The organism is Streptomyces sp. CA-243310, from assembly GCF_050936775.1.
GTDB lineage: Bacteria > Actinomycetota > Actinomycetes > Streptomycetales > Streptomycetaceae > Streptomyces.
The window spans coordinates 759,593-773,699 of sequence record NZ_JBNJMF010000003.1; the positions used below are offsets into that span (position 1 = coordinate 759,593).

The 14,107-nt window shown below is 70.2% G+C and carries 14 protein-coding genes; 9 read left to right on the forward strand and 5 right to left on the reverse strand.

The features are described from left to right. The first annotated feature begins 317 nt into the window (after positions 1 to 317). Entirely contained in the window at positions 318 to 1,601 is a 1,284-nt protein-coding gene (locus ACQEVM_RS36585; RefSeq protein ID WP_433086686.1) for a hypothetical protein, read from the forward strand. Between the two features lie 408 nt (positions 1,602 to 2,009). After that, entirely contained in the window at positions 2,010 to 2,513 is a 504-nt protein-coding gene (gene atpF, locus ACQEVM_RS36590) for a F0F1 ATP synthase subunit B (protein ID WP_433086688.1), read from the forward strand. A gap of 956 nt (positions 2,514 to 3,469) precedes the next feature. Here atpF and ACQEVM_RS36595 read toward each other — a convergent pair. After that, on the reverse strand, positions 3,470 to 4,105 hold the full coding sequence (locus ACQEVM_RS36595) for a YbhB/YbcL family Raf kinase inhibitor-like protein (RefSeq protein WP_433086690.1): 636 nt from the start codon (positions 4,103 to 4,105) through the stop codon (positions 3,470 to 3,472). Positions 4,106 to 4,248: 143 nt separating this feature from the next. On the opposite strand from ACQEVM_RS36595, the gene ACQEVM_RS36600 reads away from it, so the two are divergent. The 4 genes from ACQEVM_RS36600 to ACQEVM_RS36615 all read left to right on the forward strand — a co-directional run bounded on the left by ACQEVM_RS36600 (position 4,249) and on the right by ACQEVM_RS36615 (position 7,610). Continuing rightward, positions 4,249 to 5,193, forward strand: a complete 945-nt coding sequence (locus ACQEVM_RS36600) for a helix-turn-helix transcriptional regulator (RefSeq protein WP_433086692.1) — start codon at positions 4,249 to 4,251, stop codon at positions 5,191 to 5,193. A gap of 62 nt (positions 5,194 to 5,255) precedes the next feature. Then, positions 5,256 to 6,149 (forward strand): LysR family transcriptional regulator, encoded by an 894-nt coding sequence (locus ACQEVM_RS36605; RefSeq protein ID WP_433086694.1) that lies wholly within the window; start codon positions 5,256 to 5,258, stop codon positions 6,147 to 6,149. 103 nt (positions 6,150 to 6,252) lie between these two features. Further along, positions 6,253 to 6,783 carry an ATP-binding protein gene (locus ACQEVM_RS36610; RefSeq protein ID WP_433086696.1) on the forward strand — a complete coding sequence of 177 codons (531 nt, stop codon included), beginning with the start codon at positions 6,253 to 6,255 and terminating at the stop codon, positions 6,781 to 6,783. Next, on the forward strand, positions 6,783 to 7,610 hold the full coding sequence (locus tag ACQEVM_RS36615) for an HpcH/HpaI aldolase/citrate lyase family protein (protein WP_433086698.1): 828 nt from the start codon (positions 6,783 to 6,785) through the stop codon (positions 7,608 to 7,610). Before ACQEVM_RS36610 ends, ACQEVM_RS36615 begins: the two co-directional genes overlap by 1 nt. Before the next feature lie 302 nt (positions 7,611 to 7,912). On the opposite strand, the gene ACQEVM_RS36620 is transcribed toward ACQEVM_RS36615, so the two are convergent. Then, positions 7,913 to 8,485: a MaoC family dehydratase gene (locus tag ACQEVM_RS36620; RefSeq protein WP_433086700.1), complete on the reverse strand. Its 573-nt coding sequence runs from the start codon at positions 8,483 to 8,485 to the stop codon at positions 7,913 to 7,915. A 213-nt stretch (positions 8,486 to 8,698) separates the two neighbouring features. Between ACQEVM_RS36620 and ACQEVM_RS36625 the strand changes: the two genes are divergently transcribed. Together ACQEVM_RS36625 and ACQEVM_RS36630 are read left to right on the forward strand one after the other, a co-directional pair. After that, complete coding sequence (locus ACQEVM_RS36625; protein ID WP_433086702.1) at positions 8,699 to 9,940, forward strand: CaiB/BaiF CoA transferase family protein; 1,242 nt, start codon at positions 8,699 to 8,701, stop codon at positions 9,938 to 9,940. Continuing rightward, positions 9,925 to 11,166 carry an SLC13 family permease gene (locus ACQEVM_RS36630; RefSeq protein WP_433086704.1) on the forward strand — a complete coding sequence of 414 codons (1,242 nt, stop codon included), beginning with the start codon at positions 9,925 to 9,927 and terminating at the stop codon, positions 11,164 to 11,166. The genes ACQEVM_RS36625 and ACQEVM_RS36630 overlap by 16 nt, the downstream gene beginning before the upstream one ends. Before the next feature lie 110 nt (positions 11,167 to 11,276). On the opposite strand, the gene ACQEVM_RS36635 is transcribed toward ACQEVM_RS36630, so the two are convergent. Genes ACQEVM_RS36635 through ACQEVM_RS36645 form a run of 3 tightly spaced genes read right to left on the reverse strand, consistent with a single transcriptional unit; the run spans position 11,277 to position 12,874 of the window. Next, on the reverse strand, positions 11,277 to 12,119 hold the full coding sequence (locus tag ACQEVM_RS36635) for a rod shape-determining protein (RefSeq protein ID WP_433086706.1): 843 nt from the start codon (positions 12,117 to 12,119) through the stop codon (positions 11,277 to 11,279). Beyond that, complete coding sequence (locus ACQEVM_RS36640) at positions 12,116 to 12,466, reverse strand: TraR/DksA family transcriptional regulator (RefSeq protein ID WP_433086708.1); 351 nt, start codon at positions 12,464 to 12,466, stop codon at positions 12,116 to 12,118. Before ACQEVM_RS36640 ends, ACQEVM_RS36635 begins: the two co-directional genes overlap by 4 nt. A gap of 57 nt (positions 12,467 to 12,523) precedes the next feature. Beyond that, a complete protein-coding gene (locus tag ACQEVM_RS36645; protein WP_433086710.1) occupies positions 12,524 to 12,874 on the reverse strand; it encodes a TraR/DksA family transcriptional regulator in 351 nt (116 codons plus the stop codon). A gap of 246 nt (positions 12,875 to 13,120) precedes the next feature. On the opposite strand from ACQEVM_RS36645, the gene ACQEVM_RS36650 reads away from it, so the two are divergent. Continuing rightward, positions 13,121 to 14,107: a sensor histidine kinase gene (locus ACQEVM_RS36650; RefSeq protein WP_433086712.1), complete on the forward strand. Its 987-nt coding sequence runs from the start codon at positions 13,121 to 13,123 to the stop codon at positions 14,105 to 14,107.

A 14,107-nucleotide genomic window follows, 5' to 3' on the forward strand; every position in this document is an offset into this window, starting at 1 on the left:
GGCTCGTGGCCGTGGCGGCGACGGCCGGAGAGCTGGTCAGGGCTAACACCGTCGCGGTCAGCGCGAGTGAGGCAAGCACTGCCAGGAGTGATCTCAGGCGTTTCAACGGGCTTTCCTTCAAGTCGGGTTGGCAAGCTTTGGTCCGGCTGGGGAGCAACGCGCACGCTACAGCGAGCCTCAAGAAGGCGGTCTCCCCTTCTGATCGCCACTGGCGCATTCTGCACTCCCGTCAATCCCGTTGTTGAAATAAGTTCAGTCGGGCCAGAGAGCGATCGACCACCGGTCGAATCGGGCCGACAACACAGGGGAAGACATCCATGCGCCGCAAAAGGCCAGTTGGCCGCTTACGCGGATCCATCACCGCCATCGTGAGCGCCGCCGCCGCGCTCACCACCGTGGGCCTCACCACCGCCCAGCCGGCCACCGCTGAAGCAGCCACCACCACCGCGGCCTCGGCTGTCAGCGCCGGACAGGCATGCACCGCGGCCGACCTCGGCAAGCGTCACCCCTTCATCAAGACCACCGAAGTCGTCCCCACAATCACCCACTTCAAGGGCTGGTACGTCACCCAGGGCACGACCGGAAGCCACACGGTCACCACCAGCACACAGACCACCATCTCGGTCTCGGTGGGCCTCAACGCCAACATCCAAGGCAGCTTCGCCGTCGAGACCCTCGGCGATGTGGGCGCGGCCCTGGGTCTGAACGTGCAGGTCGACTACTCCTCCACGTCCAGCGTGTCCGACACGGTGAACTGGAGCTTCTACCAGCCCGGCTACTACGGCGTGTACAAGGGCACCAAAAAGGTCACCGGCACCTACGGCAGCCTCCACTGCAACCGCGTGCAACAGGGCGACGGCAGTTGGGCGCTGAAGTGGATCGAAGGGGCCGACACCGGCAGCTACACCACCTACACCGCACTCGAAGAAGGCGCGGTGCGCTGCGAGGACAAGGTCCCCGCCGGCAGCATCATGCGCAAGGCTCAGGACCTCCTCGACTGCGGTTCCGCCACCGCCACCGCGGAGCACCCGGCCGGGTCGGTCCCTTCGGCAAAGGTTGACAAGGCCCGGCACGACGCCGAGAAGGCAGCCAAGGCCGAGAAAAGTGTGAAGGCCACCGCGAGCCCCGCCCCCGCCGGCACGCGGGCCGCCCTGAACTGCCAGTCTGATGTCTACAGGATCCACGTCCCCGGCAAGCCCCTGAACTGGAGCGCACCACTCCTTGCCAATGACGGCATCCGCCTGCGCACTTCCAACTTCACCAGCGCCCACCTGGACAACTGGCGGCTGTGCAACGTGACGGAACGCAATGGGGTTCTCGAGGCGACCCTGTGGAACTGGGGCAACGGCGGGTGCGCGACCATCCCTGCCGGCATCGCCAACCAGGAGCAGGCCTACCTGACGACGGCCACCTGCGGTGAGGACGACCTCCAGCGGTTCTACATCTACCGCGACGTGCCTGGCGGCTCGAGGATCGGCCTGCAGAACAAGTACACCGGCTCCATGCTGGGCCACGACCGGTACGCAGACGGTGAGCTGATCTGCCAGTACTCCAGCGGCAGGCAGGACGGTACGGGAACGTACGACCTGGTGAAGGTCTGACTCTCTCGTGCCTTGTCCACCTCGTCCTTGTCGCCCAGCTTCAGCTTCAGCTCACGCGAAGCGACGCCAGGACTTGTCCGGCCGATCATGGTTGTGGGCTGTCAGGCAGTGACGCCCGGGTGAGCACCATCGTGAAGCTCTTCGTGGCGCGGATGACACGTCGGCGGTCGAGACCCTCCGGACCGGACCGGACCGGGACGAGCATTCGAGTCGCCTCGTGTCATCGCCGGCCAGGACGATGACGGGTGCATCGTCTTCGGAGCTGTCGATGGGATGCGGACAGCGCCCGGCCGGTTCTGGTTGCGGCCAGTGACGGCCAGTCAAATGAATTACTGTCCAGTCGACTTCGAGCTATCTGGCTACTTCCTCGGAACGAGAGGGCGGACGGAGCGTGGCTATGATCAGATCATGGGACCCCTGAAACCGAATCTCATTGAGCTCATAGTCGGCCTGATCGCCTTCTGCCTGGTATTCGCCGTCCTGGCCAAGGTCCTGCTCCCCAGGATCGAGAAGACTCTCGCAGAGCGTGAAGAGGCCACCGAGGGCACGCTCGAGCGGGCCGAGGTGGTCCGGCGGGAGGCGCAGCGCATTCGCGCGGAGTACCAGGCAGAGTTGAGTGCCGCCCGTCACGAAGCCTCCCAGATTCGCCAGGCCGCACAGGAGGAGGGCGTCGCCCTCCTCGCCGCCGTTCGTGCGGAGGGGCAGACGGCGCGCGAGGAAATGATCGCTGCGGCCACCGTGCAGTTGAAGGCCGACCGGGTGATCGTCGAGGCCGAGTTGCGCGAGGACGTTCTCGGGCTGGCAACGGAGCTGGCTGGGCGTGTCATGGGTGAGCCGATCACCGACCTCGACCGTGCCCGCGTTGTCGCTGACGAGTTTTTCGCCGAGGAAGAATCCGTTGCCAAGAGCTGAGGTCACGTCAGCTGCAGCGAATCAGGGTTGATCGTTCAAGAAGTCATCATGGGGCGCATGCCGCCACATGAAGTTCTGGATTCTTCAAGGCAGGCCCGAATCCAATGGATTCGGGCCTGCCTCTTTGCGGCACCCACCGTGCGCGCACAGTTCAGCCCCAAGTTTCGGGCACCGGCCGGGATTTCAGTGCGTCGCGTTACCGGTCCTGAACCGGCGTGTTGCCGGTTCAGGGGGAGCCTGCTGCGCCAGCAGATGCCGCACGTGAATGCCGGCCCTCATGGCTGACTGCCTCCCAACCTCTGGACGGCACCCCCGACAGCCGGGGGGAGTCTGGGGAATCGTCGAGCTTACGGATGACTGGTAGCCATCCGCGGTCGGGTCCGCAGCGACCCGCACCGCGCCTTCCGGCTTGAGCACCGGGGTACGACAGCCAGAGCCCCGACGGCTTCGACCACGACATGGGGGCAGCACTCACCGCCTCCACAGACGCAACCGACGGGTCCGGGCTGGTCGGCAGCCCAAGTTCCCGGCTTCTAGGAGCCGACTGAAGAGGATGCCTGCTGGTAGGCAAGATCCGTCCGGTGCGCCGCCGCCCCCTGTCGGGAACTGCCGGTCGAACCGGGGGATGGGCCGGGGATCACACCACGGCAGTCGAGGAGGTGTCACGCGCCCCGTGCCGCCCCGACGCCGACCCGTCCGAATCATTGGACCGTCGGTCCGCGGCCGGCGACTCCGACCAGCTCGGCGCGCCCGATCCGCGGTCCGGCCCGACCGGTACCGCAGACCCGCTTCGACACACACCGTCCCGACACACACCGTCCCGGCGCACGGCGCCGTCATGATCAAGGTCGCCCCGGCCGACTGGAGGGAAGCGCAGGGGCGTTGGGCGCAGCTCGCCGCCGACGCCTGCCCAGGCGAAAACCCGACAGCGCTCCCCGAGGCGAGTTCGCGGGTGGTCAGCGCCGGGCGGTGGGTGTGATCCGTGCGTGCCCGATGATGTGGCCGGACATGGTGAAGGCCGCGACAGTGGGCGGGGTGGTCGCGGGCAGGCCGAGGGTCGGCACATCCAGCGCGTACACGTTGATCTCGTAGTGGTGCGTGATGTCGCCGCTCGGTGGGCAGGGCCCCAGATAGCCGGTCGTTCCGGAGTCCGAGGTGCCGGCCACCGCCCCCGCAGGCAGCCCGGTGTCCACGCCGGTTTGGTCGGCGGGGATGTCCCAGACGAGCCAGTGCCAGAATCCGGCTCCGGTGGGCGCGTCCGGATCGAACATGGTGATCGCAAAGCTGCGGGTGGTCCGCGGCGCGTCGCTCCACGAGAGCCGGATCTGCCGGTTGTCTCCCGTGCAGCCGAAAGCGTCGGCCCAGGTGTCGGCCGGGAACTCCGCACCGTCGCTCACATCGGGGCTCGTCACGGTGAAACGTTGCGCGGAATCGGGTACGCCCTTGCGGATCTCGGCGTAGCCATAGGCCGCCTGATCCGTCGGGGGTGCGGCCGGCTCGTGTCCTTCGGGCGCGGTCAGGGCCGCGCCTGCGGTGAGGGCGGCACCCGCGACGATGGCCGCGGCCGCACCGGTGAGCAGGGACTTCTTCATCGGATCCTCCTGGAGACAGTGAGCGGTGGATCGATGGTGCGCACCCGGGCGGGTACCCGAGAAGGCCCTGCGGATGGTGGTATGCGCGGTGCCATGCTCCGCTGTGGACAGCAGGCTGTGGTGCCGGGTGATGATGGGGTGTGGTGCATCGTCGAACAGAGCGGAACCAGGAGCTGGCGCAGTTCCTGCGTGCCATGCGGGCGCGGCTGCGGCCGGACGACGTGGGCCTGCCGAGCCTGGGGCGTCGCCGCACACCGGGGCTGCGGCGCCAGGAGGTCGCCCAGCTGGCAGCCGTCAGCGTGGAGTGGTACGTCCGGCTGGAGCAGGGGCGGGCGGGCGAGCCCGGCACGGCGGTGCTCGACGGCCTCGCGCAGGCACTGCGCCTGTCGCCCGCCGAACGCGAGCACCTGCACGTGATCGGCCGGGGCCGCCCACCGGTGCCCCGCCCCGTGTGCCTGCCGGTGAGCGAGTCCCTGCGCGTCCTGTTGGACGGGATCCCGCTCCTTCCCGCCTACCTCCTCGACTTCAGGCTCGACGTCCTGGCCCACAACAGCGCCGCCGCGGCGTTGTTCGGCGAGGACTTCGGGACCGGCGACGCGGACAACGTGGCCCGCATGCTCTTCCTGTCGCCCCGCGTCCGGGACATGCAGTTGGACTGGACTCATGTGGCCCGGGAGACGGTGGGCAATCTGCGAGCCACTCTCGCGCGCCACCTCGACGACCCCCGGCTCGTCGAGGTGATCGGGGAACTGCGGAGGGAAAGCGCCGAGTTCGCGCAGTGGTGGGACGATCACACGGTCAGGCAACGGGCCCACGGGACCAAGCGGATCAGACATCCCTCCGTCGGAGACCTGGCGGTCCGCTACGACACTCTGGCCACCCTGGACGGGGCCGAACAGGGCCTGGTCGTCGTCACACCGGCGGACGCGGCTGCCGAGCGATGCCTGCGCGCATTGATGGTCGATCGCGCCGGCTCCCTCAGCGGCCCGGGTCTGCGCACCCTCGCCGCACCGACTCAGAACCCCGAGGAGTCGCAGGGCAGCGTCCGGCCGGGGACGTCGCAACGCCTCCGGCCCGGCCGGCGGTGAACACGGTCCCCGCCGCCGGCGGCTGCCGCGGCCGGATCCCGCACCGCACATAGAGTGGCCTGATGGAGATCAGAGAGTTGCAGTGGTTCGTGGCTCTTGCCGAGTCGGAGCACGTGACCTCCGCGGCCGAGCGGCTCAACATCGCCCAGCCCACCCTGTCCCGTGCGCTCGCGCGTCTGGAGAAGCGGGTCGGTGTGCCGCTGTTCGACCGCCGCCAGAACCGGCTTCACCTGAACAAGTACGGCGAGGTGTTCCGGGCGCACGCCGTACGCGCCATCAGCGAGATCGACCGCGCCGAACAACGCATCGCCACTCTGATCGATCCCGACACCGGCACCATCGCCCTCGGCTTCCTTCACTCCTACGGCAGCTGGCTGATTCCCGGGCTGCTCGCCGGGTACCACCGGATCGCCCCCGCGACCACGTTCGAACTGAGAGGGAGCGCAGCGGACGCCGTCGTCGACGGGGTCCGGCGTGGCCGACTTGACCTGGGTGTCACCAGCCCGCGCCCCGCAGACGACGCGCTGCGCTGGACACCGCTCCGGGACGAGCAGCTGGTCCTCCTCGTGCCCGCCGAGCACCGGCTCGCATCCCGCGACCGGGTACAGGTGGCCGAGCTCGCCACCGAGTCGTTCCTCGCGCTGCAACCGGAGTTCGGCCTGCGCCAGGTGGCCGACCGGCTGTGCGAGGCGGCAGGTTTCACACCGCGGATCGTCATGGAGTCCACCGAACTCAGCACGCTGCGCTCACTTGTGGCCTCGGGGCTCGGGGTCGCCCTGGTGCCCGCCACGGGTGACGCGTCCGCTCACCACGGGCGCACCGTCTCCGTACCGCTCACCGACCCCGGCGCGTTCCGGACGATCGGAGTGATCGTGCCGGCAGGGGGGCCGCGTGCGGAGGTTGTGGCACGGTTCTACGACTACATCCGCTCCACCGCGGAGCACTCCGAGGAGTGAACCACTCGGCACCACCCCATCACCTGGGGTGATGCGTACCGCGCATGAGGTCGCCGGAAACGCGTCATTTCACAGGGGAGAGGCGGCGGCCGAGGATTGCGTCATGGGTACCAACACCGCCGTCGACGCTTCGCGATCCTGCGGGGACCGCCACCCGGCACCGGGTGCGGCTCTCCAGGCGGGCATTCCCGAGGCGGCCCGCACACCGACGTCCGCGCGCACCGCATCCCGTCAGGGTGTGGTCTGCGTGGCCGCCGAGAAGAACATGGTGTCCGAGGTGCGTCACTTTGCCTCGGCCCTGCTGGGCTTCTGGGGCGTGGCCGCCTCGGACCGCGAGTCCGCCGTCCTGATCATCGGTGAACTGGGCGCCAACGCAGCCCAGTACGGCCGTGCCGAGCTGGCCATGAGACTGTGCCTGGAGGGCATGACGCTCCGCATCGACGTATGCGACCTCGGCAGCCTCTCCGTCGTCCGACGGCCCGCCTCGGCGACCCGGCCGGCCGGGGAGGGCGGTCGGGGACTCGCGATCGTCGGCCGGCTCGCCGACCGGGTCGAGACCACGCTGTCCGAAGGACGGCACGCGGTCCGGGCCGATCTGCGCCTCACCACTCCCGGCACCCGCGGGGGGATGTGATGGCCCTCGGCCCCCGCCACGCCCGCTCGTGGCTGTTCACCCCGGCGGACCGGCCCGAGCGCTACCCGCGCCCGGACAGGCCCGGCGCGGACGCGGTCGTACTCGACCTCGAAGACGCCGTCGCCCCGGGCCGCAAGGCGCTCGCCCGCGACCACCTCACCCGGCGCGGCGCCGTCGGCACACCCGTATGGGTCAGGATCAACGACCGCAGCAGTGACCAGTGGCGTGACGATCTGGAGGCCGTCGCCGGCCTGCCCGCCCTGGCCGGAGTGATGCTGCCCAAGGCCCAGCACGCCGAACACGTCTCCGCGACAGCGGCCCTGCTCCCGGCGGGAACGCCCGTCGTCGCCCTTGTCGAGACCTCGCTCGGCATCGAGAACGCATTCGCCATCGCCCGGGAGCAGGCGACCTTCGCCCTCGCCTTCGGCACCGCCGACTTCCGCCGTGAGACCGGGATGGGCGACGCGCCCGAAGCGTGGGCCTACCCGCGTACCCGGCTGGTGATCGCCAGCCGGGCTGCGGGACTGCGCGGTCCCATCGACGGCCCCGCCATGCACCTGGACGACCTCGCCGCCGTTCGCGCCGAGGCGGACGCGAGCCGGGCGGGTGGATTCACCGGCAAGCTCTGCATCCACCCGGCGCAGACGGCCGCCGTGAACGCTGCCTACAGCCCCGTGCCGGAGCAGGTGGCCTGGGCCCGTAGGGTCCTCGACCAGGCCGCGCACAGCGAGGGCGCCGCGGTGCGCGTGGACGGAGAGATGATCGACCGGCCCCGTCTGGAGTATGCCCGCGACCTGTTGGAATTCGCCGAGGTGGCGGGCGCGTAGGGCGAGCGTTTCCCCGGAGCCCGCTGTGGGTGTGGCCGCGGATCGACGGTCGGTGCGTGGGGCGGGGGACCGCCGTTCCCTCCCTCGGGAACATCCGTGTGCTGGAGCTCCTGCAGGTGATCGCAGCCCCTGCGGGCCATCGACGCTGCGGGCCATCGACGCACATCGATCCCGCCACCAGGACACTCCTGCCGTGACCTACGACGCCGGCCATGCCGCCCGCGCGCAGGCGTGTACCGTCCGGCGCGCCGGACGGTACGAGGGCCGGACCGGCAGCCCGCCCCGCAACCGCGTCGGGCAGGTCAGCCGTCCAGGCCCGCCGCGGCTCTGGAGCGCTCGTCCCACACGGGCTGCACAGCATCGAACGAAGGCCCTTGACCACGCCGGTACACCATGAGCGTCCGCTCGAAGGTGATGACGATGACGCCGTCCTGGTTGAACCCGATCGTGCGAACGCGGACGATGCCGACATCCGGCCTGCTGGAAGAGGCCCGTGCGGACAGCACCTCCGACTGCGAATAGATCGTGTCGCCTTCGAACACCGGGTTGGGCAGGCGCACCCGGTCCCATCCCAGATTGGCCATCACGTGCTGGGAGACGTCGGTGACGCTCTGCCCGGTCACCAGGGCCAGCGTGAAGGTGGAGTCGACCAGAGGCCGGCCCCACACCGTCTGCGCGGAGTAGTGCCGGTCGAAGTGCAGCGGTGCCGTGTTCTGCGTGAGGAGCGTCATCCACGAGTTGTCCGTCTCCAGCACGGTCCGGCCGAGGGGGTGCCGGTACACGTCCCCGACCTCGAAGTCCTCGAAGAAGCGGCCCTGCCAGCCTCCTGCCGGGGCGCGGTACTGGTCGGGGCGGGGGAGATTCTCGTTCGTCATGCCCTCATCTTCGGAATGCCGGGCGGAGTTGTGAAATGACCGAATGCGCCATGTGCCATGCGTGGCGGGCATGACCGTGGCGCCGTCCCATCCCATGCACAGCACGTATGAGAGGGCGGTCATTTCGTCATTTCACACCGGTTCACGTACGGCGGACAGTTTCCCCACACATCCCGATTCCCCACACACCCGACCGCCCTCCGGAGGCACTTCATGCCCGAGCCGCATCCCCCGCACGGACTCGCCGGCGAACCTTGCGACGAACCGGAGGGCCGGCCACTCTGCGGCCTCGTCGTCGTCTCCCTCGAACAGGCGGTCGCCGCGCCGTTCGCGACCCGTCAGCTGGCCGACCTCGGCGCCCGGGTCATCAAGATCGAGCGACCCGGTACCGGAGACCTGGCCCGCGGTTACGACCGCACCGTGCGCGGCATGTCGAGCCATTTCGTGTGGCTCAACCGCGGCAAGGAGAGCGTCCAGCTCGACGTGCGCTCTCCCGAGGGGAACCGGCAACTGCGGGCGCTCGTCGACCGGGCCGACGTCCTCGTCCAGAACCTCGCTCCGGGAGCTGCCGCCCGTCTCGGCATCGGCAGCGCACAACTCGCCGCGAGCCACCCCGGGCTCATCACCTGCGACATCTCGGGATATGGCAGCACCGGCCCCCACCGCGAACGGAAGGCCTACGACCTGCTGATACAGGCGGAGGCCGGGCTGCTCTCCATCACGGGCACCCCGCAGAGCCCGTCCAAGGTCGGCCTGTCCATCGCCGACATCTGCGCGGGCATGTACGCCTACTCCGGCATCCTCACGGCGCTCTTGGAGCGCACGCGCACCGGCCTCGGCGCCACGCTGGAGGTCTCCATGCTGGAGGCACTCGGCGAATGGATGGGCTACGCCGAGTACTTCACCCGCTACGGCGGCACCGCCCCCGCCCGTACCGGAGCCGGCCACGCCACCATCGCCCCCTACGGCCCGTTCCCCACCAACGATGGGCAGAGCGTGATGCTCGGCCTCCAGAACGCCCACGAGTGGGAGGCCTTCTGCGCGATCGTGCTCCGCCGGCCCCGCCTGGCGGACGACCCCCGGTTCCTGGGCAACGCCGAACGCGTCGCCCACCGGGACGAACTCGACGGCATCGTACGGGACACCACCCTGGGCCTGAACGCCGTCGAACTCGTTGCCAGGCTGGACGAGGCACGCATCGCGCACGCGCGGCAGCGCACCATGAGCGAGTTCAGCGAGCACGCCCAACTCCGGGCGCGGGGCCGATGGGCCTCGTTCGACAGTCCGGTCGGGGAACTGACCGGGCTCGTTCCTCCCGTCACGGTCGCCGGACGCGTCCCCGCACGCCTGCGGTCCGTACCGGCACTGGGCGAGCACACCGCATCGGTTGCCGCCTGGATCGACACGCCCCTTGAGCGCTCACCCGAAGGAAGAACCTCATGTCCACGGAACTGACAGGCGTGCTGGTCCTGGCCGTCATCTTCGTCCTGGCCTCCGTCACCGGCCTCAACATGGGCGTTCTCGCACTGGCAGCCACCTTCCTGCTCGGAGTGGTGTGGCTCGGCCACCCGGCCAAGGAGGTGCTGGCGGGCTTTCCGGCGGAGATGTTCGTCGTGCTCGTCGCCGTCACCTTCCTGTTCGGCATCGCCCGCACGAACGGTACGGTGGACTGGCTGGTCCACTCCGCGGTCCGGGCCGCAGGCCACCGCGTCGCGGTGGTGCCATGGCTGCTGTTCCTGCTCGCCACACTGCTGTGCGCCACCGGTGCCGCCTCCCCGGCGGCGGTCGCGATCGTGGCACCCATCGGCATCACCTTCGCCGTGCGCAACGGCATGAGCCCCCTGTACGCCGGGCTGATGGCCGTCAACGGAGCCGCCGCGGGCAGCTTCGCGCCCACGGGGATCCTGGGCGGTATCGTCCACTCGTCCCTCGCCGCGAACCACCTGCACGTCGACGGCGCCGCACTGTTCGGGGGCACCTTCGCCATCAACCTGGCTGCCGCGCTCGTCACATGGCTCGTCTTCGGCCGCCGACGCGGGACGGCGCCCACCCGGGCGGAAGAGGCGGAATCCACCGCGGCACCCGACCCGGTACTCGGTGTCGAACAGGTGGCCACTCTGGTGGCGATGGTGCTGCTGGTCCTCGGCACCACCGTCCTCTCGCTGGACACGGGCCTGTTCGCGCTCACGCTGGCCGCGGCCCTGGCCGTCGTGTTCCGTACCACGGCCCAGCGGGCCGCGAAGGAGATCGCCTGGCCGGTCGTACTGCTGGTCTGCGGGATCGTCACGTACATCGCCCTGCTGCAGAAGCTCGGGGTCGTCGACTCCCTCGGCGAGACGATCGCCGCGGTCGGTGTCCCGCTGCTGGCGGCCCTGCTGATCTGCTACGTCGGAGGCGTGGTGTCGGCCTTCGCCTCCACCACCGGCATCCTCGGCGCACTGATGCCGCTCGCGGCCCCGTTCCTGGCCTCGGGATCCATCGCCACCACCGGCCTGGTCATCGCGCTCGCCTCGGCGTCCACCATCGTCGACGCGAGCCCCTTCTCCACCAACGGCGCCCTGGTGGTGGCCAATGCACCGGAGCCCATGCGGACGCAGACGTACCGCAGTCTGCTGCGCTGGGGCGCGGGTGTGTGCGTGATCGCTCCGGGCGCGGCCTGGCTCGCGTTCGTGGTGATCTGACCGAGGGCCCGAGCCGCTGCCCCGCGGCTCGGGCCCGCTGTTCACCCCACGAGATGACAACGGTGCAGCACCTCAGAGGGAATCCCTGACCTGCACCGACCCGTTTCGGATCATGGCGGGGCGGCGACGCTCGGCAGGGCCGTGCCGCAGAGCGAGGGGTGGGTGTGTGCGGCGCGCAGCACCCTGGCGGCCCCGCGGAGTGCGGCGGTGTGCGGTGCCGGGGCCACGCACAGGGGCGCCCGCAGCGTGTCGGCGAGCCGGTGGATGAGGTCGGGGATCAGTACGCCGCCGCCGGCCAGGAGGGCGCCTCGGTTCAGGGCGTCGTCTGCGAGTCCCGTGGAGTCCTGGTGGACCAATGAGGTGATCATGAGGGCGACCGTCTCGCTGATCTTCTGTGCGGCGTCGGTGCCGTGGGCATGGTCGGCGGTCCCCACGGCGGTGCAGCGGGCGTCGACGACGGAGCCCTCACCGAGGAGGACCACTTCGGTGAGGTGGGCGCCCATGTCCACCACGAGCAGCGGCCGCGCGAGGTCGGCGTCCGCGGCCAGGGCGATGGCGCGAGAGGTGGGCACGGTCAGGACGGCGCGCGGGCGCAGGGCCCGCACTGCGGTGCGGGCACGTTCCCGGTGGGCGGGGCCGTCCAGAACCGGTGTGGTGACCATGACCAGGGGGCGGGTGGAACGGGGCAGGCGGGGGCCGAGAAGCCGGTCCAGCATCCGGGCCGTACCGGCCACGTCCACGATCGCTCCGCGCCGCCGGCCGGGGTGGACCACCCCTGGCCCGGGAAAGGTGACGGTGGGCACGTCCAGGATCATCCCCTGTCCCGCGACCCAGGCGCGGGTGCGGGCGCTGCCCAGTTCCAGGGCCACGCCGCAGCACTGTCGGCACGGCGGCCGGGGCCGGTGACCGGCACGGGAGGGTGCGGCATCGGTGAAGGGACCGCCGGCGGTCATCGCCCGGCCTCCCGTACCTGCCGGCATCGGGCGCAGTGGCGTGCCTGCGGCACGATCATCAGGAGCTCGCGGCCGATGGGCCGCTGACACAGCTGGCATGCGCCGTAGCGGCCGTCCGCGATGCGCAGCAGTGCCGCCCGGACATCGACGAAGACCATGTACGCGTACGCGGAGGCGGCGAGCGCCGGACGCACCTCGGTCCGGTGGTCCTGAGCCGGTTCTGCGGCGGTGAGCCTGCGCAACTGTTCCTGGCGGAAGAGGAGCTGATCGCGCAGGTTCTCCCGCAGTGCGGCGATGTCCGCCGGCGACAGATCGGTGGTCTGCCGGGCGATGGTCTGGTGTTTCACGTTCTCACCCCTGGTGGGCAGGGCAGGGCGGGACGGGCGGCCGGGGCGGGGTCGGCATCAGGTGGTGGCGCGGTGCCGGCAGGGAACGCAGTACCGCGTGTAGGGGAGGATCTCCAGGCGTTCCGCGGAGATGAGCGCGGAGCAGGCCAGGCAGGTGCCGTAGGAGCCGTCCTCGATCCGGGCGACGGCGGCGTCGATCTCGGCGATGACCCGCTTGTTGGCCTCGGTCTGGGTGGCCACCAGGTGGCCTTCCCTGCTCGGGCCGCTGTCGAGGGCGCGCAGTTGCAGGGCGCGGCTGCTCCGGGCGTCTTCGAGGCGTTGGCGCGCGTCGGACGGGGTCAGTCGTGCGGAGCGCGGCCGGGCGTGGGATGCGGCCGGGGATGCGTCGGAGGGTACTGAGGAGGGCACTGGGGTTCCTTTCGTCGCCGCCGTCGGACGGGGCGGCTGCCCCATCTCGGTCAGCTCGACCCTGCCCGCCCCGCGATCGGAAGCCCATGGGTCGCATGCCCCATTTCCCCGTTTGCCGGGCCGCCACGGTCGATCAGGCTTCCGGCCTTCGATATGGGGTGCAACACCCATAGACAACCCGTCATATCGAAGACACAGTGAGCCGGATTGGGTGGCAATCCAAGATCGGAAGAGTGGGAGGGTTTCGTGTCGCTGTTCTGGCGAATCTTCGGGCTGAACGCCATGGTGCTGGGCATCGCGACGGCGCTGCTCCTCTGGGCGCCGGTGACCGTCTCTGTGCCGGTGCTGCTGACCGAGGCGGTCGTGCTGGTGGGCGGTCTCGCCGTCATGCTGGTCGCCAACGCCGCGCTGCTGCGCTGGGGCCTGGCTCCGCTCGGCAGGCTGGCCGGGCTGATGAGCACCGTCGACCTGCTGCATCCGGGACAGCGGCTGCCTCTACCCGGGTCCGGGTCCGGGTCCGGTGACGGAAGCACGAGCGGCGGCGGCGAGATGACCGAGCTGATCGGGACCTTCAACGCCATGCTGGACCGTCTGGAGCACGAACGCGCCACCTCAAGCGCTCGGGTGCTGCTCGCCCAGGAGGCGGAGCGCCGGCGCATGGCCCAAGAGCTGCACGACGAGGTCGGGCAGAGCTTGACCGCGGTCCTCCTGGTGCTGGGACGCGCGGCGAGTGCGGCGGACGCGCCGCTGCGCGAGGAACTGGAGCAGGCCCGGGAGGTGACCCGCGACAGCCTGGACGAAGTCCGCCGCCTGGTGCGCCGCCTGCGCCCCGGAGTCCTGGACGACCTGGGGCTGCTCAGCGCGCTGAGCTCCCTCACCCGGGACTTCGCCACCCACAGCGGCCTGAGCGTCGTGCGGCGTTTCGACAAGGACCTGCCCGGCCTGGAACGGGAGATCGAGCTCGTGCTGTACCGGGTGGCCCAGGAAAGCCTGACGAACGCGGTCCGTCACGCGGACGCCCGGCGCATCGAAGTGAGCCTGCTCCACGACGGCGAAACGGTGGTCCTGGAGGTCGCCGACGACGGCCGCGGGATCGCGGCCGCTCACGAGGGTGCCGGGATCCGCGGCATGCGCGAACGGGCCCTGCTCGCCGGAGCCGCCCTCCAGGTCATCTCCACGCCGGGCACGGGTACCCGGATCCGCCTTGCCACCCCGCTCGCCAGGGAGCCTTGA